Origin of the sequence: Cedecea neteri (genome assembly GCF_000758305.1) — a bacterium.
Lineage (GTDB): Bacteria > Pseudomonadota > Gammaproteobacteria > Enterobacterales > Enterobacteriaceae > Cedecea > Cedecea neteri_C.
Genome location: NZ_CP009458.1, coordinates 2603955 through 2625904, shown reverse-complemented (window position 1 = coordinate 2625904; position 21950 = coordinate 2603955). Strand labels below are relative to the sequence as shown.

Annotated in this window: 23 protein-coding genes; 8 read left to right on the top strand and 15 right to left on the bottom strand. The window is 54.2% G+C overall.

Translation table 11 applies throughout. From position 1 onward, the window contains the following. From potG to LH23_RS12285, 9 genes are all read right to left on the bottom strand, one after another. Complete coding sequence (gene potG / locus LH23_RS12325) at nt 1-1134, bottom strand: putrescine ABC transporter ATP-binding subunit PotG (protein ID WP_038474177.1); 1134 nt, start codon at nt 1132-1134, stop codon at nt 1-3. A gap of 140 nt (nt 1135-1274) precedes the next feature. Further along, on the bottom strand, nt 1275-2387 hold the full coding sequence (gene potF, locus LH23_RS12320; RefSeq protein ID WP_008461059.1) for a spermidine/putrescine ABC transporter substrate-binding protein PotF: 1113 nt from the start codon (nt 2385-2387) through the stop codon (nt 1275-1277). Nucleotides 2388-2770: 383 nt separating this feature from the next. Next, nucleotides 2771-3250: a YbjN domain-containing protein gene (locus LH23_RS12315; protein ID WP_008461058.1), complete on the bottom strand. Its 480-nt coding sequence runs from the start codon at nt 3248-3250 to the stop codon at nt 2771-2773. Between the two features lie 92 nt (nt 3251-3342). Beyond that, a complete protein-coding gene (gene rimK, locus LH23_RS12310) occupies nt 3343-4245 on the bottom strand; it encodes a 30S ribosomal protein S6--L-glutamate ligase (protein ID WP_039291439.1) in 903 nt (300 codons plus the stop codon). 75 nt (nt 4246-4320) lie between these two features. Then, the gene (locus LH23_RS12305; protein ID WP_039291438.1) at nt 4321-5226 is read right to left on the bottom strand and encodes a LysR family transcriptional regulator; all 906 of its coding nucleotides are present in this window, start codon (nt 5224-5226) and stop codon (nt 4321-4323) included. Nucleotides 5227-5291: 65 nt separating this feature from the next. Then, complete coding sequence (locus LH23_RS12300; protein WP_039291437.1) at nt 5292-6548, bottom strand: nucleoside permease; 1257 nt, start codon at nt 6546-6548, stop codon at nt 5292-5294. A 29-nt stretch (nt 6549-6577) separates the two neighbouring features. Beyond that, nucleotides 6578-7411 (bottom strand): xanthosine phosphorylase, encoded by an 834-nt coding sequence (xapA, locus tag LH23_RS12295; protein WP_039291435.1) that lies wholly within the window; start codon nt 7409-7411, stop codon nt 6578-6580. 140 nt (nt 7412-7551) lie between these two features. Further along, a complete protein-coding gene (nfsA, locus tag LH23_RS12290) occupies nt 7552-8274 on the bottom strand; it encodes an oxygen-insensitive NADPH nitroreductase (protein WP_039291434.1) in 723 nt (240 codons plus the stop codon). After that, nucleotides 8258-8557 (bottom strand): YbjC family protein, encoded by a 300-nt coding sequence (locus LH23_RS12285; protein ID WP_039291432.1) that lies wholly within the window; start codon nt 8555-8557, stop codon nt 8258-8260. The genes nfsA and LH23_RS12285 overlap by 17 nt, the downstream gene beginning before the upstream one ends. A gap of 175 nt (nt 8558-8732) precedes the next feature. Between LH23_RS12285 and LH23_RS12280 the strand changes: the two genes are divergently transcribed. Beyond that, complete coding sequence (locus LH23_RS12280) at nt 8733-9005, top strand: GrxA family glutaredoxin (protein WP_008461049.1); 273 nt, start codon at nt 8733-8735, stop codon at nt 9003-9005. Between the two features lie 26 nt (nt 9006-9031). Here LH23_RS12280 and LH23_RS12275 read toward each other — a convergent pair whose 3' ends face one another. Then, nucleotides 9032-9421, bottom strand: coding sequence for an inner membrane protein YbjM (locus tag LH23_RS12275; RefSeq protein WP_052050210.1), 390 nt, complete (start codon nt 9419-9421; stop codon nt 9032-9034). 297 nt (nt 9422-9718) lie between these two features. On the opposite strand from LH23_RS12275, the gene LH23_RS12270 reads away from it, so the two are divergent. Beyond that, on the top strand, nt 9719-11401 hold the full coding sequence (locus tag LH23_RS12270) for an aspartate:alanine antiporter (protein ID WP_039296624.1): 1683 nt from the start codon (nt 9719-9721) through the stop codon (nt 11399-11401). 205 nt (nt 11402-11606) lie between these two features. On the opposite strand, the gene LH23_RS12265 is transcribed toward LH23_RS12270, so the two are convergent. Beyond that, a complete protein-coding gene (locus tag LH23_RS12265) occupies nt 11607-12167 on the bottom strand; it encodes a TetR/AcrR family transcriptional regulator (RefSeq protein WP_039291430.1) in 561 nt (186 codons plus the stop codon). Between the two features lie 110 nt (nt 12168-12277). Here LH23_RS12265 and LH23_RS12260 point away from each other — a divergent pair, with 110 nt between their 5' ends. From LH23_RS12260 to LH23_RS12250, 3 genes are read left to right on the top strand one after another with little or no spacing between them, the layout of a single operon-like run. After that, on the top strand, nt 12278-13483 hold the full coding sequence (locus LH23_RS12260; protein WP_039291427.1) for an MFS transporter: 1206 nt from the start codon (nt 12278-12280) through the stop codon (nt 13481-13483). A gap of 11 nt (nt 13484-13494) precedes the next feature. Beyond that, nucleotides 13495-14307, top strand: a complete 813-nt coding sequence (locus tag LH23_RS12255; RefSeq protein WP_039291425.1) for a Cof-type HAD-IIB family hydrolase — start codon at nt 13495-13497, stop codon at nt 14305-14307. An 18-nt stretch (nt 14308-14325) separates the two neighbouring features. After that, nucleotides 14326-14766: an acetyltransferase gene (locus tag LH23_RS12250; protein WP_039291423.1), complete on the top strand. Its 441-nt coding sequence runs from the start codon at nt 14326-14328 to the stop codon at nt 14764-14766. A 126-nt stretch (nt 14767-14892) separates the two neighbouring features. Here LH23_RS12250 and LH23_RS12245 read toward each other — a convergent pair whose 3' ends face one another. The 3 genes from LH23_RS12245 to mntR form a co-directional block, all read right to left on the bottom strand. Next, a complete protein-coding gene (locus tag LH23_RS12245) occupies nt 14893-15936 on the bottom strand; it encodes an aldo/keto reductase (protein ID WP_039291421.1) in 1044 nt (347 codons plus the stop codon). Between the two features lie 123 nt (nt 15937-16059). Further along, a complete protein-coding gene (locus LH23_RS12240; protein WP_039291420.1) occupies nt 16060-17172 on the bottom strand; it encodes an SLC13 family permease in 1113 nt (370 codons plus the stop codon). Between the two features lie 2 nt (nt 17173-17174). Further along, the gene (mntR, locus tag LH23_RS12235; protein WP_008461034.1) at nt 17175-17642 is read right to left on the bottom strand and encodes a manganese-binding transcriptional regulator MntR; all 468 of its coding nucleotides are present in this window, start codon (nt 17640-17642) and stop codon (nt 17175-17177) included. Between the two features lie 190 nt (nt 17643-17832). On the opposite strand from mntR, the gene mntS reads away from it, so the two are divergent. Together mntS and LH23_RS12225 are read left to right on the top strand one after the other, a co-directional pair. Continuing rightward, complete coding sequence (mntS, locus tag LH23_RS12230; protein WP_008461033.1) at nt 17833-17961, top strand: manganase accumulation protein MntS; 129 nt, start codon at nt 17833-17835, stop codon at nt 17959-17961. A 321-nt stretch (nt 17962-18282) separates the two neighbouring features. Continuing rightward, the gene (locus LH23_RS12225; protein ID WP_039291419.1) at nt 18283-19866 is read left to right on the top strand and encodes a phosphoethanolamine transferase; all 1584 of its coding nucleotides are present in this window, start codon (nt 18283-18285) and stop codon (nt 19864-19866) included. Between the two features lie 71 nt (nt 19867-19937). On the opposite strand, the gene ompX is transcribed toward LH23_RS12225, so the two are convergent. Further along, a complete protein-coding gene (gene ompX / locus LH23_RS12220; RefSeq protein WP_039291417.1) occupies nt 19938-20444 on the bottom strand; it encodes an outer membrane protein OmpX in 507 nt (168 codons plus the stop codon). A 370-nt stretch (nt 20445-20814) separates the two neighbouring features. On the opposite strand from ompX, the gene rhtA reads away from it, so the two are divergent. Next, nucleotides 20815-21702 (top strand): threonine/homoserine exporter RhtA, encoded by an 888-nt coding sequence (gene rhtA, locus LH23_RS12215; protein ID WP_039291415.1) that lies wholly within the window; start codon nt 20815-20817, stop codon nt 21700-21702. Nucleotides 21703-21950 lie beyond the last annotated feature (248 nt).

The following is a 21950-nucleotide window of genomic DNA, read 5'->3' as shown; positions in this document are numbered from 1 at the left end:
TTAAACCGTCAGAACCACGCAGCTGTCGGCATCCCAGCACAGGCGAACTTCATCCCCCCAGGTGGGCGCTCCTTTACGGTAGCGGTGCTCATTTTGCAGCTGGGCGCTGATCATCTGCCCGCTTTTCAGCCGAACGTGGTAGATGGAGAGATCGCCGAGGTAGGCAATATGCACCACTTCTCCGACGGCAAAGTTATAGCCATCGGCGGGCGGCTCCTCGCAAAGCATCACCTTTTCCGGTCGCAACGCGACGAAGACCGGCACGCCGTCCACCACGGAAGCGTCAGGATCCACCTTCAGCGGATGCACAAGTCCAGGGCTGTCTATCACCAGCCCGTCGTCCTGGCGCTCTTTCAACAGCCCTTCGAAGACGTTTACCGACCCGATAAACTCGGCGCTATAGCGGGTGGTTGGGTGCTCATAAATCTCTTCCGGCTCGCCAATTTGCACGAACTTGCCGCGATTCATGATGGCAATTCGCCCGGCCATGGTCATCGCCTCTTCCTGGTCATGGGTCACCATCACGCAGGTCACGCCGACGCGCTCAAGAATGTCCACCACTTCCAGCTGCATCCGGTCGCGCAGCTTTTTATCCAACGCCCCCATGGGCTCGTCCAGCAGCAGCAATTTGGGGCGCTTCGCCAGGCTTCGGGCTAACGCCACGCGCTGGCGCTGGCCGCCGGACAACTGGTGGGGCTTGCGCTTTGCAAACTCCTGCATGTGAACCAGCGTCAGCATTTCTGCCACCCGGCTGGTAATTTCCGCCTTAGGCAGTTTGTCCTGCTTCAGGCCAAAGGCGATGTTTTGCTCCACGGTCATGTGCGGGAACAGCGCGTAGGACTGGAACATCATATTGATTGGGCGTTGGTAAGGCGGCACATGCGACAAATCAACGCCATCAAGCATGATTTGCCCGGCGCTGGGTTGTTCAAACCCCGCCAGCATACGCAGCAGCGTAGATTTGCCGCAGCCCGAAGCACCCAGCAAAGCAAAAATTTCGCCTTTATAGATGGTCAGGCTGACGTCATCCACGGCATGTTGGCCATCAAACGATTTAGTAAGGTTACGGATTTCCAGCAGCGGCGTCAGCGCTTTGGGTGTTTTGGACTGCGGGCGAGGGATTGCGTCGTTCAATTCTGTTGCTCTCCGGCAAAAGCAAAAAGAAGATACGGCCCGGTTGCCGTACTTTTCGCCATTCTGGAAACAAGGGCTTCCGTTCAGGCTGGGGCGATTGCACAACTCTGGTGCAACCGCCGGTGCAGGGTGTAACAGGACTATTTGCCTGTTTTAACCTTAGTCCACGCGCGGGTGATAACCCGGTCAATCTTCGCTGGCATCACCGTTTGTGTGAACAACTTGGCACGAATATCCGCCGGCGGGTAAATTCCCGGATTGCTGCGGACCTCTTCGCTCAGTAACGGCGTAGCTTCTTTGTTGGCGTTCGCGTAGTAAATATGATTACTGATGTTGGCGATAACGTCCGGCTTCATCAGGTAGTTCAGGAACTGGTACGCTTCGTCTTTGTTCTTCGCGTCTACCGGCAGGGCAAACATATCGAAGTAGACCATCGCGCCTTCCTTAGGAATGGAATAAGCAACATTCACGCCATTTTTGGCTTCTTTGGCGCGGTTTGCCGCCTGCAGAATATCCCCGGACCAGCCAATCGCCACGCAAATGTCACCGTTGGCAAGGTCGTTGATGTACTGCGACGAATGGAAGTAACGAATATTTGGCCGCAGCTTCATCAGCAGATCGTTAGCCGCCCCGGTGTAGTCCGCGGCGTTGGTGCTGTTCGGATCTTTGCCCAGGTAGTGCAACACGGTGGCGTAAATTTCACTTGGCGCATCCAGGAACGACACGCCACAGCTTTTCAGTTTTTCAAGGTTTTCCGGCTTGAAGATCAGATCCCAGCTGTCCACCGGCGCGTCTTTCCCCAGCACGGCTTTCACTTTATCGACGTTGTAGCCGATGCCGGTCGTCACCATCATGTACGGAATGCCGTATTTGTTGTCGTGGTCGTTTTGCGCCACCAGCTTGAGCATTTCCGGATCGAGGTTTTTGTAGTTCGGCAGTTTGCTTTTATCCAGCGGCTCGAAGATGCCGGCCTGCGCCTGGCGCTCAAGGAACTGCGAAGACGGCACAACCAGGTCATAGCCCGTGCTGCCCGCCATCAGCTTCCCTTCCAGCACTTCGTTGGAATCAAACACGTCGTAGACCACTTTGATGCCGGTCTCTTTGGTGAAGTTTGCCAGGGTATCCGGGGCAATATAATCAGACCAGTTATAAACGTGCAGCGTCTTTTGTTCGGCGGCAGAGCTGGCGGCAGAAGCCACCATCAGCGCGCCAGCAACCATCCCCAACAACCCTTTTTTACGTAGGTAGAGCATAATTTCATTCCTTCTGAATAAAGGCCAAACCAGGCTCGAATGAGCCGAATTTACGCAATGTGGCTTATCCGCATTCACCGCACGCTTTTTTAGCATGCAAAATTCATGCATCTCTATTCATTCTGCTGAAAAAGAATTTGGGTAATCTTCACGCAGACGTTGCTCGTTTTTACGGCCAAGCAAGAATAACTGTAGCCAGGGTTGGCGACTATAGCCCGGATGAAAAAACGCCTTTTATCAACTTTTTAGACATCTTTCGTCTATTCAGGCGGCAAAAACGCGCCTTATGGCAGGGATTTGTCTGGCTGTGACGGCTTTATGACAGAATAAAAACATGCAGAACGCGGCGGCGCTGGTGGCCGCTGCGTTAAAAAAAGAAAGGATCAGTGCAGAGAGTGGGTGTGAATAATTGTGCCGTCGCGCTCTTCTTCTTCGGCCACAAAAAGCAGCTGATTAGCGCAAGCCTCGAGGATCACCATCGAAACCTGCTCTTCGCTCTGCTGAACGAAGGCGGCAAACTGCTCGCGGGTAATGCCCACTGAGGCAGACAACGACTGACACACTACCAGCTTGGGCAGGTTATCATCCTGGATGTCGAGGAACGCTTTCACCGTCAGCGAGCTGGCGTTGATCGAGGAGAGATCGGATGCCAGCGGCAGCAGCGCCGACGGCTTAACTTCTGCCAGTGCGGAAAACAGAATAATGTTGTCCACGAGATCGATTTTCGCGTCGTATACGCCATCGAAGTTCTGCATATGGGGCAAATGCAATGCCTGGCAGGTATCGCACTCGAAAAAGGTTACGCCAGTTTCATCCAGCCAGCGGCGTAAAGTGTCCAGAGTCGGGACCACGAGTGAATCCATAAACGCAAAAACCTCATTACCTGTTCAAAAATTAACGTGCCATCTTACGCAAAAATGACACGTCATACTATGCATTAGCGCCGATTTGGCGATTATCCCCCGGTTTTAAGACAGTACCCAGGGCGGGCCTGCCGCTCTATCCATTTAATCATCAGCCCGGCGATATCGACACCACTTGTATTTTCAATACCTTCCAGACCCGGCGAGGCGTTCACTTCCATCACCAGCGGCCCACGGTCGGCGCGTAAAATGTCCACCCCCGCAATATCCAGCCCCAGAGTGCTGGCCGCTTTTAGCGCCACCTCTCGTTCGAGGTCAGTAATGGTGACCTGATGCGCGACGCCGCCACGGTGCAGGTTTGAGCGAAAATCGCCGGGTTTGGCCTGCCGCTCAATGGCGGCCACCACCTCATCCCCTACCACCAGGCAGCGAATATCTCTGCCCTTCGCTTCTTTGATATATTCCTGCACCAAAATATGGGCGTTGAGGCCGCGAAACGCATCAATCACGCTTTCCGCCGCCTGCCGCGTTTCGGCCAGCACCACGCCAATCCCCTGCGTGCCTTCAACGAGCTTCACCACCAGCGGCGCGCCGCCCACCATATCAATCAGATCGCTGGTGTCGTCCGGCGAGTGGGCAAACCCCGTCACCGGCAAATCAATTCCCTGCTTCGCCAGCAATTGCAGCGAACGCAGCTTGTCCCGCGCGCGGGTGATCGCCACCGACTCATTCAGCGGATAGCTTCCCAGCATTTCGAACTGGCGCAGCACCGCCGTGCCGTAAAAGGTAATAGTCGAGCCAATACGCGGGATAACCGCGTCATAATGCGGCAGCTGACGCCCCTTGTAGTGCACGGAAGGCGCGGCCGGATTAATGTTCATATAGCAAGAAAGGGGATCGATGATCTCCACCTGATGACCGCGACGCGTTGCCGCCTCTCGCAGGCGCTTGCATGAATAGAGCGTTCCATCCCGGGATAAAATAGCGATTTTCAACCTGCACCTCTAAGCAACCAGACCAAAATTAACCGCCCGCTAATCATACCACTGCCCTCACCTTTCAACGATGTGCTAATCGACGGGAGACTTCTTAAGTGCCTCAATTAATTGCTTTGTTGTCGAAGTAAGATGCACCGGATCAAAAACGGCATAAAGATCGGCAGGAATCGGCCTGACCGGAGGGCGAAACACCACGCCAGGCCAGTTCATTTGCGCGTAGCTGTCGGCCATAATTGTTAGCCCGAAACCAATACTCACCAGCGCCAGCACGGTTTGCGGCTCCACCGCCTCACGAACAACCCTCGGGGTAAAACCAGCTTCACGGCAAACACGCTGTAGGAAAGTCCAGTCAGAGTGAATGGCAGTCATCGTCACAAACGCTTCATGCCGCAGTTGGGTAATGTCCACCGTTTGCTGCCGGGCTAACGGGTGCTGCTCCGGCAGCGCGACCATAAATGTCGCCTCATGCAGCTTTTCGCTCTTAAGTCCACCTGGCGGGCTGGTTTCCATCCGCCAGATCCCGGCATCAATCTCGTGGCGATCAAGCAAGGCCAGCTGATCCCCTGGGGATTTTTCGCGGAAGGTCACATCAATGGCGGGATAGTCAGCAATAAACCGCTGTAGACCAAGCCGCAGCCCGCCCCAAATGGCGGTTCCGACAATCCCTAACTGGATCCTGCCCCCTTCTCCTCGGCCAATTTGTTCAACCCTGGCCAGGGCAAGGCTGGCGTTGTTCAGCAGCTGTTTTGTCTCTTCCAGCAGGACTTCGCCTGCGTGAGTCAGCGCCACGTGCCGGGAATGGCGGATAAACAGTACTGTACCCAGTTGAGCTTCCAGTTCTTTGATATGAAAGCTCAAGGGAGGCTGCGACATGTTCAGCCGTGCGGCGGCCCGGCCAAAGTGAAGCTCCTCGGCGACGGCCTGAAAATAACGCAGCAGCTTAAGATCGGTGCGATAGATACGCTGAGATGTATTCATGAGGCTCCCTGAGTGGCAAGCCTCATAAATTACCATCGCTTACGCTTGCTGTAAGGCCGGGCGCCTTAATGTGCGAGCGATGCCGAAGAATCACTCTGCTGACGGTGGCGATAGTGGAAACTAAAGTGGAAGACGACGGCGAGCACCAGCGCATAGCCAGCAAAAACCAGCCAGATGGTCGGCCAGTCTTTGACGCCATCGATGGTGAAATAATCCACCACATAACCGCTGACAATCGCCCCGAGATACGCCCCAACCCCGTTCACCATCGTCATAAACAGCCCTTGAGCGCTGGCGCGAATACGTGAGTCCACCTCCTGCTCAACAAAAACGGAGCCAGAGATATTAAAGAAATCAAAGGCGCAGCCGTACACCACCATCGACAGTAACAGCAGCACAAAGCCCAAAGCCGAAGGGTCGCCCCAGGCGAACAGCGCAAAGCGCAGCACCCAGGCGACCATGCTCATCAGCATAACCTGTTTAATGCCAAAACGACGCAGGAAGAAGGGGATCGTCAAAATAAAGACCACTTCCGACATCTGCGAGACGGACAGCAAAATAGAGGGATACTGCACCACAAAGCTGTTGGCAAACTCTGGCTGACGGGCAAAATCATGCAGGAAAGGGTTGCCGAAAGTATTGGTGATTTGCAGCACCGCCCCAAGCAGCATGGCGAACAGGAAAAAAACCGCCATTTGTGGCTTTTTGAACAGCACAAACGCGTCCAGCCCCAGGCGGCTCACCCAACTGCGCGTGGCCTGGCTTTTTATCACCGGAATAGTCGGCAGCGTAAGCGCATACAGCGCCAGCATCCCGGAAGCCCCTGCGGCAACATAGAGCTGCATGCTGCTCAGCTCTATGCGCATCAGGCTGACGGTCCACATCGCCGCAATAAAACCCACGGTACCGAACACCCTCACAGGCGGGAAATGCGTCACCGTATCCAGTCCGTTTTTTTCCAGGCAGGCGTAAGATACCGTATTGGACAGCGCGATAGTCGGCATAAAGGCCAGCGCATTACCCAGCATTGCCCAAAACATCAACCCAGGCTGGTCGATGCTGGCCGCCCAGACCAGCATCCCCGCTCCGACAAAATGGCAGAGAGAGTACACCCGATTGGCCGGGAGCCATTTATCGGCCACAATGCCGATAAGGCCCGGCATCAGCAGCGCAGCAAGCCCTTTGGTGCTGTAAACCATGCCAACATCTGCGCCCTTAAAGCCGAGCGTATTGATCATGTAAGAGCCCAAAGTGACCAGCCACGCCCCCCAGATGAAGTACTGCAAAAACAGCATGATTTTTAAGCGGAGTTTAATCGCCATCTGTTTTCCCTGCCTTGGTCAATGGGGGATCAGGCCAGTTTGCCGAGGAAGCCGCAAATCAGGTTAATGAAGTTCTGCCGCGACAGCGCAGCCGCTTTCAGCGTCTGTTCGTGGGAAAGTTGAATACTCCCCAGCCCCTCGGCAAGGTTGGTAATGGCCGAGACGGCAACCACCTTCAGGCCACAATGGCGAGCGCTGATCACCTCCGGCACAACCGACATCCCCACGACATGGCCGCCAATGATTTGCATCATGCGAATTTCCGCTGCAGTTTCGAAGTTTGGCCCTGGATAAGAAACAAACACCCCCTCGTGTAGCGGGAACCCCTGCTCACGCGCAACCTGCTGGAGTACGGCGCGATAGTCAGCATCATAGGCGTTTGCCAGCGAGAAAAAGCGCTCACCAAACCGCTCATCATTTGGCCCAACGGTCGGCGTGCCCGGCATCGTATTAATATGATCGCTGAGTGCCACCAGGCTTCCGGGTTCCACTTCCGGGCGCAGAGAACCGGCGGCGTTGGTAGAAAACAGAATTTCACATCCCAGCAGCTTAAAAGTGCGAATTGCGCTGGTCATCACTGACATCCCACGCCCTTCATAAAAGTGCCCCCGCCCTTTCATACAGGCTACCGGTACGCCAGCCAGCGTGCCGACGACCAGTTCACCCGCATGACCGTGGACGGTGCTGACGGGGAACCCGGGCAGCTCTTCGTAGGAAAACGTTACTGGGGAGTCGATTTTTTCCGCCAGTTCCCCCAGCCCGGAGCCGAGAATGAAAGCAACGCGTGGTACCAGGCCGTTAATGCGGGCGCGAATAATGTCGGCGGCATAGAAAGGGGAATTCTCAAAAACAGAGGTAGGCATAGAAGGTTCCTTGTCAGATTGTCGTTATAACTTCAGCAGTTATAACGACTCACCGACGGATGAAACCAATACCGTTTGAGGCCACGATTAATACTGAAAATGTATCGATCGCCGCGTTGATGACCTGGCAACCGGGTGAATTAGCGGGTCGCCCAGCCCTGCTTATGCAGGTAATCCAGAATGAAAGGCCGACTTTCTTTAATGATGGTACGGCTGATGTGGTCGCTCCAGGTGTCGCGCCGCGTGTTGCTGTCCCGGCTCAAATAATACTGCGCCAGCTGCTCGTCGTACTCGTCCAGCAGCGGTCTGTTCAGCGGCTGATAGCGGTTTTCATGCACCAGCATCGCAGCCGGCATACGCGGCTTGATATCCGGCGTGGCGGCAGGCCAGCCCAGGCAAAGCCCGAACAGCGGCAACACGTATTTCGGCACGCCCAACAGCTCTCCCACCGCTTCGATATTGTTGCGGATGCCGCCAATATAGACGCCGCCTAACCCCAGCGATTCTGCAGCGGTAAATGCATTCTGCGCCAGAATCGCGGTATCAACCGCACCAAGCAACAGCTGTTCCGCCAGCCCAAGCCGGGCATCCGGGCAGATTTCCAGGTTGCGGTTAAAGTCGGCGCAGAACACCCAAAACTCGGCCGCCTCCGCCACATGTTTTTGCCCACCGGTCAGGGGTACTAGTTGTTCACGTAACGCTTTATCCGTGATGCGAATGATTGAGCTGCACTGAAGGAAGCTGGAAGTCGAAGCCGCCTGTGCGCTGGCAATAATAGCTTCGCGCTGCTCGTCGGTAATGGGTTCCCCGGTAAAATGACGAATTGAACGGTGGGAACGAAGCAGATCAATGGTCGGCGTCATCGCGATTTTCCTTTGGCTTTTTTAAATCAGAGTGTTTTGAAGCTGAATCAGGCTGCGTCAGCTGCGGTGCGAGACGTTTAGCAATATTCCACGTCATGATGATTGCCGCCGGCAGCATCAGCCCAAGGCCAATAAATACCATGACTATCGCCGCCGTTGCAGTGGCCACAGATGCGGGCAGCGTCAGGTATCCCTGCAGCGAAAGAAAAGCAAGCGCCAAAAAGCCTATGCCCACCGCTTCCAGCACCACCACCGATTTGGGTAACGATCCGACCGCGCGCATATCAGCGCCTCCTGTGTTCAGGCCAGCTGTCATCGAGGCCGCGCCCCTCCCACTTAAAGGAGATAGTCTACGGGCATCGAACTAACAGGCACGACCTTCTTTAAAAATGTGACGGATGTCGGCATTATAAGCGCATTCGCCGGTTCGTATCGGCCATAAAAACTGAGGAGAGAGCATGTTTGCAGTAATTTTTGGACGCCCTGGCTGCCCATATTGTGTTCGCGCTAAAGAACTGGCTGAGAAACTGACCGCCGAGCGTGATGACTTCAACTTCCGCTATGTTGACATCCACGCCGAAGGCATCACTAAAGCTGACCTGGAAAAAACCGTGGGTAAACCGGTTGAAACCGTGCCGCAGATCTTCCTGGATCAGAAGCACATTGGCGGTTGCACCGATTTTGAAGCTTACGCCAAAGAACACCTGAACCTGTTCCAGACCGCACAGTAAGCTTTAAGAATGCAGAAAACCGACTCTTAGGAGTCGGTTTTTTTATGCGTGCGATTCCGGTTCTTACACATAAAAAATAGCAGATAACACAGCGAACCGAGGGACGACCAGAAGACCGCGCTGAGCAGCCAGGCCATTTCCTGCCAGAAAGAGCGCGTGACGGGGAAAAACAGGTGAGCTATCAACAGGCAGAACGGTGACGCAAGCATTGCCCCTACTAGCGGTTTGACGACTCTATCGCCCTGGGAAAAGAAACTGGCCGCGGCACCCGGGAAGAGGAAAAACAACAGTCCAAGCTCATAGTGCCCGGTGGCAATAAACCGCCCCATCACGTCCAGGCGCAGCGAAAGAAAAACCAGAATAAAGAGCACGAAGCAGCAGGTAATTCCTAGCCACCTTTGCGCGCGTCTGTGCATTTTACCTCCTGACATCTGCTTTTGCTCGAAAATACCCCGCCGGAAAATTCAGCAGCGTCTTTACCCGATTTGATAATGCCTGGCCATCCGTGCCGATAAAGCATTGCCACATTTAGCACAATATTCTTACTAGCCGCTGATACAGAGAAAGATTAAACTAGCGGCGGAAATTCGGTCGTCGCGTGAGATATTTATATGCGTGATAATTTGCCGGTCGTCGCTGACGAAACCGTCAAAACCTTAGCGCATAACTCTATCTCTTTCAACAGCTTACTGGTAAACAAGAAGTTAGCCTTCGTGAATATAAACGTCGCAGATTTGTTAAACGGGAATTACATCCTTTTGTTATTTGTTGTACTAACGCTCGGACTCTGCCTGGGGAAATTACGCCTCGGTCCGGTGCAACTGGGTAATTCCATTGGTGTTTTAGTGGTCTCTTTATTACTCGGGCAACAGCATTTCTCGATCAATACCGACGCGCTAAACCTGGGTTTTATGCTGTTCATTTTCTGCGTAGGCGTCGAAGCCGGGCCAAACTTTTTTTCTATTTTCTTCCGCGACGGCAAAAATTACCTGATGCTGGCCCTGGTGATGGTCGGCAGCGCGCTGTTGATTGCGTTAGGGCTGGGCAAACTGTTTGGCTGGGATATTGGCCTGACAGCCGGTATGCTCGCCGGCGCTATGACCTCCACGCCCGTGCTGGTCGGAGCGGGCGATACCCTGCGCCATTCAAGCATCCCCGCCGCGCAGCTTGCGACCTCGCTGGATAATCTGAGCCTCGGCTATGCCCTGACCTATCTGATTGGCCTGGTCAGCCTGATCGTGGGGGCTCGCTATTTGCCGAAGCTGCAGCATCAGGATCTGCAGACCAGCGCCCAACAAATTGCCCGCGAGCGCGGTCTGGATACCGACGCCAGCCGCAAAGTTTACCTCCCGGTGATCCGCGCCTACCGCGTCGGGCCAGAGCTGGTTGCCTGGGCCGACGGTAAAAATCTGCGCGAACTGGGGATTTATCGCCAGACCGGCTGCTACATCGAACGTATTCGTCGCAACGGCATTCTGGCTAACCCGGACGGCGATGCCGTGCTGCAAATGGGCGATGAAATCTCGCTGGTGGGCTACCCCGACTCGCATGCGCGCCTTGACCCAAGCTTCAGAAACGGTAAAGAAGTCTTCGACCGCGATCTGCTGGACATGCGCATCGTCACCGAAGAAATTGTGGTGAAAAACCACAATGCCGTGGGCCGTCGCCTGGCGCAGCTCAAGCTCACCGACCACGGCTGCTTCCTGAACCGTGTGATCCGCAGCCAGATTGAAATGCCAATCGACGACAATATTGTGCTGAACAAAGGCGATGTCCTGCAGGTCAGCGGCGATGCCAGAAGAGTGAAAACCGTTGCCGAGCGCATCGGCTTTATCTCCATCCACAGCCAGATAACCGACCTGCTGGCCTTCTGCGCCTTCTTTGTTATTGGCCTGATGGTGGGCATGGTCACCTTCCAGTTCAGCTCGTTCAGCTTCGGCATCGGGAACGCTGCTGGCTTGCTGTTCGCAGGCATCATGCTTGGCTTCCTGCGCGCCAACCACCCAACCTTCGGCTACATTCCGCAAGGTGCGCTAAATATGGTGAAAGAGTTTGGCCTGATGGTGTTTATGGCGGGCGTTGGCCTGAGCGCCGGCAGCGGCATCAGCAACGGCCTCGGTGCTGTAGGCGGCCAGATGTTGATTTCCGGACTTATCGTGAGCCTGGTGCCAGTGATTATCTGCTTCCTGTTCGGCGCCTATGTCTTACGCATGAACCGCGCCCTGCTGTTTGGCGCGATGATGGGAGCGCGTACCTGTGCGCCAGCGATGGAAATCATCAGCGACACCGCCCGCAGCAACATTCCTGCGCTGGGGTACGCCGGCACCTACGCTATCGCTAACGTGTTGTTAACGCTGGCCGGGACGTTAATTGTCGTGATATGGCCAGGTTTGTGATCGCAACCACAGACAAAGAAAAATACTTTTTTTTTATACCTGAGCGAACTTTCTTCCGGGGCGTCAGTCTGAATTAGTGCCACTGCTTTTCTTTGATGTCCCCAATTTGTGGAGCCCATCAACCCCGCCGCTTTCGGTTCAAGGTTGATGGGTTTTTATTTTTTAGGGCTATAATAACAAACGCTTACTAACCACTCTGCTCGCTTTATTTTGCATCCCCCGTCCCCACAATCCTAAGCACCATCACCCGCATATCATCCCGGCTCATCGGCTCGCGATCGGTGACGTAGTGCAGCGTCATGCCTTCCAGGAAAGCATCCAGCGCTCGGGCGGTTAGCGGATCGAAAAACGGCTCCAGCGCCTGCTGGCTGCGGATCATCCACTCCTGCATGATGTCTTTTAGCTGCGGGTTGCAGCTGGCATAAGCATAAAGCTGGTACATCACCTGCATGTTGTACGGCGTGGCCACGCAGCCGCCGCAAATCATATCCACAATCGCTTCGCAGGCCTCATCGCGATTGGTGGCCTGCTGCATACGCTCGCGGTAGCTGTCCGACATCTGATGGGCAAACAAAGTGAACGCTTCACAAAGCAGCGACTCGATCCCGGCAAAATAATAGGTCATCGACCCCAGCGAAACGCCAGCCTCGGCGGCAATTTTGCGATGCGTGATATCGCTGATGCCGTGCTTTACCACCATATCCAGCGTCGCCTGCAAAATACGCGAGCGGCGTTCGGGGTCATTCCGGCGCGGGGCTTTGCTCATCATTACCTACCTGAATTTAGAGTATGACAAAGAGTCTATACCGGGATGTGTACAAATGTACACAAGCTTGCTAGTCTGCTCCCCTGTTTCTCTTTCACTGGTTGTTGTTCATGTCTGTTTCGCAGAGAAAAGCCTTACAGCTCCGTACCTGGGCGTTATTCACCTTCTTCTTCCTTCCGGGCCTGGTGATGGCATCCTGGGCCACACGTACGCCCGCCATCCGCGATACGCTCAGTGTCTCGACGGCCGGAATGGGCATCGTATTATTTGGCCTGTCGATAGGCTCGATGGGCGGTATTCTCTGTTCCGGCTGGCTGGTGAAACGCTTTGGCACCCGCACCATTATTCGCAGCGGTATGACGCTGATGGTCGCCGGAATGTTAATGATGAGCTTCGCGCTGTACCTTGCTTCCCCGGTGCTATTTGCCTTCGGCCTGGCGCTGCTTGGCAGCGGGATGGGCTCATCAGAAGTGGCCATGAACGTTGAAGGCGCCATTATTGAGAGCCTGATGAAGAAAACGGTGCTGCCAATGATGCACGGTTTCTTTAGCTTAGGGACGCTGGTGGGCGCCGGAATTGGCCTGACCCTGACCGCGTGGAACGTCGTTTCCTGGGGGCACCTGCTGCTGATTGGTCTGCTGACCATTGCGCCGATTGCCATCGCGCTGATCGCCGTGCCGCACGGCGTGGGCAAAGACAACCCGGAGAAAGCCGAAACACACGAGCCGCATCGCCCGTTTTACAAAGATATTCAGCTATTGCTGATTGGTTTTGTCGTGCTGGCGATGGCCTTTGCCGAAGGCTCAGCCAACGACTGGCTGCCGCTGCTGATGGTGGACGGGCACGGCTTTAGTCCGACCTCAGGATCGCTTATCTACGTAGGCTTTACCCTAGGTATGACGGTCGGGCGCTTCACCGGCGGCTGGTTTATCGACCGCTATAGCCGGGTTATTGTGGTCCGCGCCTGTGCGATCATGGGCATTATTGGTATCGGCACCATTGTGTTTGTCGACAACGCCTTCCTTGCTGGCGTGTCGGTGATTTTGTGGGGGCTGGGCACCTCTTTAGGCTTCCCGCTGACCATTTCCGCCGCGGGTGATACCGGCCCCGATCCGGCCAGCCGCGTCAGCGTTGTTGCCGCTTCGGGCTATGTGGCCTTTTTAGTGGGGCCGCCGCTGCTGGGCTTCCTCGGCGAGCATTATGGGCTGCGCCAGGCCATGTTAGTTGTGCTGACGTTAATGGTGATTGCGGCGCTGGTCGCCCGCGCTGTGGCTAAACCGGGGCATTCTTCCGGGCAGACTTTAGAAACTGAATAATGGAGAGTTCAATGAGCATCAAACTGATTGCAGTAGACATGGACGGCACTTTTCTTAATGACGAAAAAACCTACAATCGTGAACGCTTTGCCGCGCAATACCAGCAGATGAAAGAGCAAGGTATCCGCTTTGTGGTGGCCAGCGGGAACCAGTATTTCCAGCTGATCTCCTTCTTCCCGGAGATTGCCCACGAGATCTCTTTTGTCGCCGATAACGGCGGCTGGGTGGTCAGCGAAGGCGAAGACCTGTTCAACGGCGAGCTGACCAAACAAGAATTCAATACTGTGGTCGATCACCTGCTGACCCTGCCTCACGTGGAGATCATCGCCTGCGGCAAGCATAACGGCTATACCCTCAACGCCTATAGTGACGATTTCAAAGCGCTGGCGGCGAAGTTCTACCATCGCCTTGAACACGTCGAAAACTTCTCCGGCCTCGACGACGTGTTCTTCAAGTTTGCCCTGAACCTGCCGGACAGCCAGCTCGATGAAACCATGGACGCCCTGGGCGCAGAGCTGGAAGGCATTATGGTGCCGGTCACCAGCGGGCACGGCTCTATCGACCTGATTATTCCGGGCATTCATAAGGCTAACGGCCTGCGGATCCTGCAGGAGAAATGGGGTATCCAGGACAGCGAAGTGGTGACCTTTGGCGACGGCGGCAACGACATCGAGATGCTGACCCAGGCGCAATACGGATTTGCGATGGCCAACGCTCCGGACAAGATCAAGCGCATTGCCAGCCATCAGGCCGGGCACTGCAATCAACAAGGCGTGCTGGATGTGATCGACAAGATCCTGAAGAAAGAAGCGCCGTTTAACTAACGACCTCTGAGAACAAGAATGTTAACGATAAGACAAGCCACTCCGGCGGATTTTGATGCGCTGGCGGAAATCTGGGAAGCATCCGTTCGCGCCACGCATGATTTTTTACCTGAGGAAAATATCAGGGCGCTGAAGCCACAGGTGCGCGAACTCTACATGCCGCAGATCCCGATTCTGCAGGCATGCGGCAAAACCGGAGAGCCTCTGGGCTTTATCGGCTGCCACGAAAACCGGATTGAAATGCTGTTTGTTTCGCCTGAAAGCCGCGGCACGGGCGTAGGCAAGCAGCTTGTGCAATACGCCATTGAACGTTTGCAGGTCGATGAGGTGGATGTGAATGAGCAGAATCCGCAGGGCGTAGGTTTCTATCTGCATATGGGATTTGCTCAGACCGGGCGGTCTGAACTTGACGGTGAAGGGAATCCTTTCCCTTTGCTGCATTTGAAGCTGAGCCGGTAGTTTTATCCTCACCCGCCCCTCTCCTTAAAAAGGAGAGGGGGAAACATAAAGCAATAAAAAACACCGATCGGTCCCCTCTCTCCTCAGGGGAGAGGGTTAGGGTGAGGGGAAAAACAGCCTCTCCACCTAAAACTGATTTCTCAGCTGTTCCCGGCGATACTCCCCCTGCCGCTCAAGCATCCAGCCCGGATATTCACGCGGCAGCTCACTCACCGCATTTAGCCTTTCAAGCTCGTCCGCGCTAAGCTGCACGCCCGTAGCGGCGATGTTATCCTCAAGCTGCTCAATGCGCTTCGCACCAATGATAACCGTCGTCACCGCCTGCTGATGCAGCAACCAGGCCAGCGCAATCTGCGCCACGGAAACACCTTTGTCCTCGGCGATTTCACGCATCACATCCACGCAGTCAAACGCGCGATCTCTGTTAACCGGCGGGAAGTCAAACTCCAGGCGACGGCTGCCGGTTTCGGCTTTACCGTCGCGCTCGTACTTGCCGCTGAGCAACCCACCCGCAAGCGGGCTCCACACCATCAGGCCGACGCCTTCACTTTGCATCATTGGCACCAACTCTCGCTCCAGATCGCGCCCGGCAAGGGTGTAATAAGCCTGCAAAGAGGCAAAGCGGGCCAGCCCCAGACGTTCGGAGATCCCGAGCGCCTTCATGATTTGCCAGGCCGCCCAGTTGGAAACGCCGATGTAGCGTACCAGGCCTTGCTGCACCAGCGAATCCAGCGCCCGTAGCGTTTCCTCTATCGGCGTCGCGGGGTCAAAACCGTGCAGCTGGTACAGGTCGATATAGTCCAGTTGCAGCCGCTGCAGGCTCTCTTTGACGCTGTTCAGCAGATGAAAACGCGATGAACCTCGAGAGTTCGGCCCGGCAGTGCCGGTTTCACCAAACGCTTTAGTCGCCACCACCACATTCTCGCGCGGCACGTTAAGGTTTTTCAGCGCCTGGCCGGTAATGATTTCCGAACGCCCGCCGGAGTAAACATTGGCGGTATCAATAAAGTTAATCCCGGCTTCCAGTGCGCGCGCAACCAGCTTGTCGGCATCATTTTGCGCGAGCTGGCCTATTTTGCCCCATATGCCGTCTTCACCACCAAAAGTCATGGTGCCCAGGCAAAGCTCTGAAACAAACAGGCCGGTATTTCCTAATTTTTTATAACGCATAGCGGTACCTCATGTTCAGGATTTCAGGAAGGAAGAGTGCGGACTGCCAGTTATACGCGTCGCGCGCGACTCTGGAATGGGGGATTTCTGCTCATTCCTTGCCTGTTTCTGCCTGAGTGGGCGCTAGCGTAAAAGCAGTAATAAGCCGTAGCCGACCAGCGCGGCCCAAAGCAACATAGGGAGGGAATAGAGATGGAAGCGCCACCAAATACGGCGGTCGTTCGCCATACGCAGGGCAATCAGGTTCGCCAGCGAGCCAGGCAACAGGCCAAAACCGCCGATATTGACCGCAAAAGCTAACAACAGCGAGGCAGGTACATAGTTCAACAATAAAATGGTAGCAGGCACATTGCTGATAAATTGTGACAGCAAAGTACCGAGGCCAAACAACTCGCCCGCAGGGAGCTGCGCCACGCCCTGAAGCGAATGCTGCAGTACCGGTAACTGGGTGATGAGGTGCACATCAATAAACATCACCACAAATACCACCAGCAGGCTCCAGTCGATACTGAGCAGCACTTTGCGCGCCAGCCCCAGGAACCCAAGCGCAATCAGCCCCAGCCCCCAAAGCTCAAGCTTTAGCTCCAGCGCCAGAATAAAGACGATGTAAAACGCCAGGCAGCACCAGACAAGCTTAGGCTGCCAGCGGCTGTCATTCACTTCGCCGTGGTAACGCAGCGGTTTTGGTTTGAAGCAGATCCACGCCAGGATCAGCAGGCTGACGGTCATGGCCAGCGCCAGCGGCATCATCTGCCAGGTAAACGCGCCGAAAGAGAGCCCGGAATGCCCCCACAACAAGATGTTCTGCGGATTGCCGATAGGCGTGAGCAAAGAGCCGGCGTTGACCGCCAGCGCCTCAAAAATAATCAGCTTACTGGCCGGTACCGAGCAGAGCTTTTTCAGCGTGATGGTCAGCGGAACGATGATGAACAGCGCGACATCGTTGGTCAGGAAAGTAGACAGCAACGCCGCCGCCATAACCATAAACAGCGCCAGATGCCGCTCGTTGGCAAAGCGCGCTACCATCTTGCGGCCCAGCACGTCGAAATAACCGCTCAGCTCGACGCCTTTGGTCAACATCATCAGCCCGGCCAGGGTAATAATGGTGTGCCAGTCTATGGCGGCGGGCCATAAAGCCGGGCGGAATGGCACCGCCAGGCTCAGGGCGACGCCGATTAACAACAATAAATGCAGGAATCGATCGCGCAGGAACGGCTGCGCAAGACGCAGCAGCATGTTTAGCCTATACCCCGCTCAGCGCTGAATTTGCGGAAAGCCTCCAGCGTCTCTTCGCTGACATGGTGTTCCACACCTTCTGCATCAATACGCGCGGTCTCCGGGCTGATGCCCAGCGCGAGGAAGAAGTTTTCAACAATCTGGTGCCGTTCCCGGCTCTGCTGCGCCAGTTTTTCACCTTCCGGTGTTAAAAAGACGCCACGCCATGGAATCTGCTCAATCAGCCCAACGGATGCTAAACGCTTTAGCATCTTGGCAACCGTCGGCTGGGAAACTCCAAGACGGGCCGCCATATCCACCTGGCGAACTTCGCCGACCTCATGAATCAAATCCGAAATCAGCTCAACATAATCATCAATTAACTCACGACGGTGCGCTTCGCGTACCTGCCTGAAGCCCTCAACATGCTCTTCAATATTCGGTAATGGCGTCACTTTTTCGCTGTTCTTTTGCCCTGCCCGACGGCTCATAGTGCTTCCTCTTCCAGTGGCGCGGCGTCGTCATCTGACGACGGAAGGCTTTATTGTAAACCAGCATTGCTCATCCACAAAAAATTAACGAAATAGCCATGGCTATAAAATATAGCCTGTGCTATACCTGTATGTAATCCAGTCAGGCTTGTTTATGGAAAAACGGTCACACGGCTAACAGGAGGACGCTATGAACGAATTTAAGAGGTGCATCAACGTGTTTACACAATCTCCCTTCCAGGTACGCTTAATGCTGCTGAACATGATTTGTGATTGGGTTGCCGGTAAACCCCAGCAGAAAGAAGAAAAACAACAATAACGCCAGGCCCCGCCGCCTGGCGATTTTGTTTAGTCTTTCACGCAAGCGTTCATTCTTTTGTCACAATCCCCCTGCAAAATTCCCGTTAATGGCTAATCTGGCCGAGCTTTAACCCCATCATTTGTCGGATTTGCAATCAGCCTCGCAAAACCTCGCTCTGTTATCAGTTGATATTCTTATCTCACAGCTCTATCTTCTTGCAGCCCTGCACATGAAGCGGCTCGCAGATGCGGTGCAATTCCCCTTCGTTTCCGTCTGTCAGGCAGGCTCTACCCTTATCGCCAGGGTCACCGCATGGCGTTTTGCAAGACCATAATAAAGATGAATGTAACGGTTAAAGATACCCTGACTGCACGCGGAATCATGTTGAATCCGTGGGCTGGTTTCTATTTTTTGCAGTCTCTGCTGATAAACTTTGCGCTGGGCTATGCCTTCAGCCTGCTCTACGCCATCGCCTTTAGCTGCGTACTGATGCTGCTGTGGCGCACGGCTCCGCGAGCACAAAAGATCCTGCTTGGGCTTTGCAGCCTCGTGGCGGCGATGTACTTCCCGTTCGGCCAGGCCTACGGCTCCCCTAACTTCAATACCCTGCTGGCGCTGCACTCAACCAACTTTGAAGAGTCCACGGAAATCATGACCATTTTCCCGTGGTACAGCTACGTGGTTTCTCTCTTTATTCTCGCCCTTGGCGTGATGGCGCTGCGCCGCAAACCTGAAGAAAAACGTTCCTGGGGTCATTTCGATAGCTTATGTCTGGCCGTCAGCGTGGTCTGTTTTTTTGTCACGCCGGTAACTAACCTCGCCTATGGCGGCGTGTTTAAATTTAAAGATACCGGCTACCCGGTGGTGCGCTTTGTGAAAGATGTCGTGGTCAACAACCACGAAGTTGTCGAGGAACAGGCGCGCATGAAAGAACTGTCGCAGCAAAAAGACTCGTGGAACGTGCTGTCGGTTCAGCCTAAATATCATACCTATGTCGTGGTAATTGGCGAAAGCGCTCGGCGTGATGCGCTGGGTGCCTTCGGCGGCCACTGGGACAACACCCCTTTCGCAAGCCAGGTGAAAGGCAGCCTGTTTATGGATTACGTCTCCGCCAGCGGCTCAACGCAAAAATCGCTGGGGCTGACGCTGAACCGCGTCGTGGATGGTAAACCCCAGTATCAGGACAATTTTGTTACCCTGGCAAACCGCGCGGGCTTCCAGACCTGGTGGTTCTCAAACCAGGGGCAAATCGGCGAGTACGATACCGCCATCGCCAGCATAGCCAAACGTGCGGACGAAGTGCAGTTCCTGAAAAACGGGGATTTTGAGGCTGACAAAAACACACGCGATGAAGCCCTGTTAAAAATGACGGCTCAGGTTTTTGCCACTCAGCGCAATACGCCGCAGCTGATTGTGCTGCATTTGATGGGCTCACACCCGCAGGCCTGCGATCGCACCCAGGGGAAATACAAAGATTTTGTACAGTCTAAAGAGACGTCCTGCTATCTCTACAGCATGACGCAAACCGACGACTTGCTAAAACAGCTTTATCTGCAGTTGCAAAACACCGGGAACAGCTTCTCAATGGTCTATTTCTCTGACCACGGACTGGCGTTCAAAGAACGTGGCACCGACGTGCAATATCTGGCGCACGACGATAAGTTCCAGCAGAATTTCCAGGTACCGTTTATGGTGCTGTCGAGCGATGACACCACGCACCGGCTAATCAAAGCACGCCGCAGCGCCAATGATTTTCTCAACTTCTTCTCTGCATGGACGGGAATTAAGGCGAAAGAACTTACGCCAAAGTACAAGTTTATTTCCGAGCAAAAGGCCGGCCCCATCTGGATCACCAACTTCAACCTGAAGAAAGTGGACTATACTCACCTGCAGACGGATATGTTTGAAACCAGGACACGTTAACTTTTGCCAGTTGATCGATAAAAAAAATCCGCCACTTGGGCGGATTTTTTATTTATATCCCGGAAGGGATATTAGAAGCGGTAGCCTACGCCAGCGATCCAGGTGCCAACGTCAACGCTACGAATACGGCTCTGCTCGTAGGAGAAGTCCAGAGCAACGTTTTCGATTGGGTTGAACTGCAGGCCAGCACCGTAGGAGAAGCCGTAGTCGCTCACAGAGTTATGCTCTGGGAATGCAGTCTGCTGGAATTTACCGTAGCCAACACCGACAACACCGTAGATGCTTGCCCAGTCGTTGATGCGGTAAGCAGGACCAGCGGTGATACCGTAGTACTGGCCTTTGTTGTACACGCCGTCAGAAGTGTCGCTTTTCTGGGTGTAGGTGAAGGAGCCGATGTAGCCCAGCGGGGTATCATTTTCGTAACGGTATTTCAGGTTGAAACCGCCAGCTTTGTTAGCAACGCCCTGCATATCGCTCTGAGCATAGCCACCGGTTACGGTGCTGGTTGCTGCAGATGCGGTACCTACGGAGACGGCCAGAACACAGGCCAGAGCTGAAAGACATGCAATTTTTTTCATAATATCCACCTCAAATGTGCTTCAAGTAAGTCCTAAGTTTTAAATATAACAAAACCATGACAGAAACTCTTCGCCAATTGTGTTGTCTAACGATCTTTTTCCTGTAACATAACATTTCCACTACATGCTAAATCACTAAAAAATCAGCAGATACCACCTTTCGACGGCAAATTCTAATCCCTTTAACAACATCGTCATTCAGATAATTCTGGAATTTTTTTTGACACAAACTGACAAAAGTTCCCCGATCGTACTCCACGTCATGAGAATTTTTCTTAATGAAAGTTCAACCAGCCATAACTTAATCCTTTAGACTGGGCAGACTTTTATTTTCTTGACCAAACACAGACAAATACTGACAAGGTACAGGATGCCGCAAACCTCCCGTAATATGCCGCGCTGGCTGCCGATCGTGGTTTTACTTATCGCCATGACCTCGATTCAAAGCGGCGCTTCACTGGCAAAATCATTATTCCCGCTAATAGGTCCTCAGGGCGTCACTTCACTGCGCCTGTTTTTAGGCACCCTTATTCTCGCGATGATTTTTAAACCCTGGCGCCTGCGTTTTCAGCCGGAACAACGCCTGCCTTTATTGTTTTATGGGCTGGCGCTGGGCAGCATGAATTACCTCTTTTATGTCTCTCTGCGCACCGTGCCGCTGGGCATTGCGGTGGCGCTAGAGTTTACCGGGCCGCTAGCCGTGGCGCTTTTTGCCTCACGCCGTGCCGTGGACTTTATCTGGGTGGTGCTGGCGGTTGCGGGGCTGTGGTTCCTGCTTCCCCTGGGCCAGGACATATCCCACGTAGATCTGGCCGGTGCCGCCTGTGCACTTGGGGCCGGTGCCTGCTGGGCCATCTACATTATCGCCGGGCAAAAAGCGGGCGCGGAGCACGGCCCGGCCACGGTCGCGTTTGGTTCTCTGATAGCGGCCATTATCTTTGTGCCCCTGGGCGCCTGGGAAGCCACCAGCTCGCTGCTGCAGTGGTCGCTGCTGCCTGTCGGCCTGGCAATTGCCGTGCTTTCCACGGCGCTGCCTTACTCGCTTGAAATGATTGCGTTAACGCGACTCCCTACCCGCACCTTTGGCACGCTAATGAGCCTCGAGCCTGGCCTTGCGGCGCTGTCAGGTATGCTATTCCTCGGCGAACATCTGACGCTGGTTCAGTGGTTAGCGCTGCTCTCTATTATCGCGGCATCGGTGGGCTCAACCCTGACCATGAAGCGCGAAGCACAGATTAAAAACGTCGACATAAATTAATCTGTCACCCTGCATTTAATGCGGTGATAATTACCGCATTAAATGCCTCACTCCTAATCAAGCACTTATATTCTCCGCCAACTGTAATACTCAATAAGAATTATTTTCTTTTCGCCGTCATATTTATTCATCATTTTTGACATAAATTAAAAACACTCAATAACCATCTGTTAATTAACAAATTGTTGTTTTCCACTTTTCTCTTACTATCAGTTTGATAGGTATTACCCTCACCAGCAAAGTTAAAA

Coding starts and splice junctions, on each gene's coding strand:
- LH23_RS12265 (WP_039291430.1), bottom strand. CDS start 12,167: ATGAGCAAAGCCCCGCGCCGGAATGACCCCGAACGCCGCTCGCGTATT.
- LH23_RS12300 (WP_039291437.1), bottom strand. CDS start 6,548: ATGGCGATTAAACTCCGCTTAAAAATCATGCTGTTTTTGCAGTACTTC.
- potF (WP_008461059.1), bottom strand. CDS start 2,387: ATGCTCTACCTACGTAAAAAAGGGTTGTTGGGGATGGTTGCTGGCGCG.
- LH23_RS12255 (WP_039291425.1), top strand. CDS start 13,495: ATGAGCATCAAACTGATTGCAGTAGACATGGACGGCACTTTTCTTAAT.
- LH23_RS12240 (WP_039291420.1), bottom strand. CDS start 17,172: ATGCTGCTGCGTCTTGCGCAGCCGTTCCTGCGCGATCGATTCCTGCAT.
- LH23_RS12285 (WP_039291432.1), bottom strand. CDS start 8,557: ATGCGCGCGGTCGGATCGTTACCCAAATCGGTGGTGGTGCTGGAAGCG.
- LH23_RS12225 (WP_039291419.1), top strand. CDS start 18,283: ATGAATGTAACGGTTAAAGATACCCTGACTGCACGCGGAATCATGTTG.
- ompX (WP_039291417.1), bottom strand. CDS start 20,444: ATGAAAAAAATTGCATGTCTTTCAGCTCTGGCCTGTGTTCTGGCCGTC.
- LH23_RS12315 (WP_008461058.1), bottom strand. CDS start 3,250: ATGGATTCACTCGTGGTCCCGACTCTGGACACTTTACGCCGCTGGCTG.
- xapA (WP_039291435.1), bottom strand. CDS start 7,411: ATGCCTACCTCTGTTTTTGAGAATTCCCCTTTCTATGCCGCCGACATT.
- LH23_RS12280 (WP_008461049.1), top strand. CDS start 8,733: ATGTTTGCAGTAATTTTTGGACGCCCTGGCTGCCCATATTGTGTTCGC.
- LH23_RS12250 (WP_039291423.1), top strand. CDS start 14,326: ATGTTAACGATAAGACAAGCCACTCCGGCGGATTTTGATGCGCTGGCG.
- mntR (WP_008461034.1), bottom strand. CDS start 17,642: ATGAGCCGTCGGGCAGGGCAAAAGAACAGCGAAAAAGTGACGCCATTA.
- nfsA (WP_039291434.1), bottom strand. CDS start 8,274: ATGACGCCGACCATTGATCTGCTTCGTTCCCACCGTTCAATTCGTCAT.
- rhtA (WP_039291415.1), top strand. CDS start 20,815: ATGCCGCAAACCTCCCGTAATATGCCGCGCTGGCTGCCGATCGTGGTT.
- LH23_RS12245 (WP_039291421.1), bottom strand. CDS start 15,936: ATGCGTTATAAAAAATTAGGAAATACCGGCCTGTTTGTTTCAGAGCTT.
- LH23_RS12305 (WP_039291438.1), bottom strand. CDS start 5,226: ATGAATACATCTCAGCGTATCTATCGCACCGATCTTAAGCTGCTGCGT.
- LH23_RS12275 (WP_052050210.1), bottom strand. CDS start 9,421: ATGCACAGACGCGCGCAAAGGTGGCTAGGAATTACCTGCTGCTTCGTG.
- LH23_RS12260 (WP_039291427.1), top strand. CDS start 12,278: ATGTCTGTTTCGCAGAGAAAAGCCTTACAGCTCCGTACCTGGGCGTTA.
- mntS (WP_008461033.1), top strand. CDS start 17,833: ATGAACGAATTTAAGAGGTGCATCAACGTGTTTACACAATCTCCCTTC.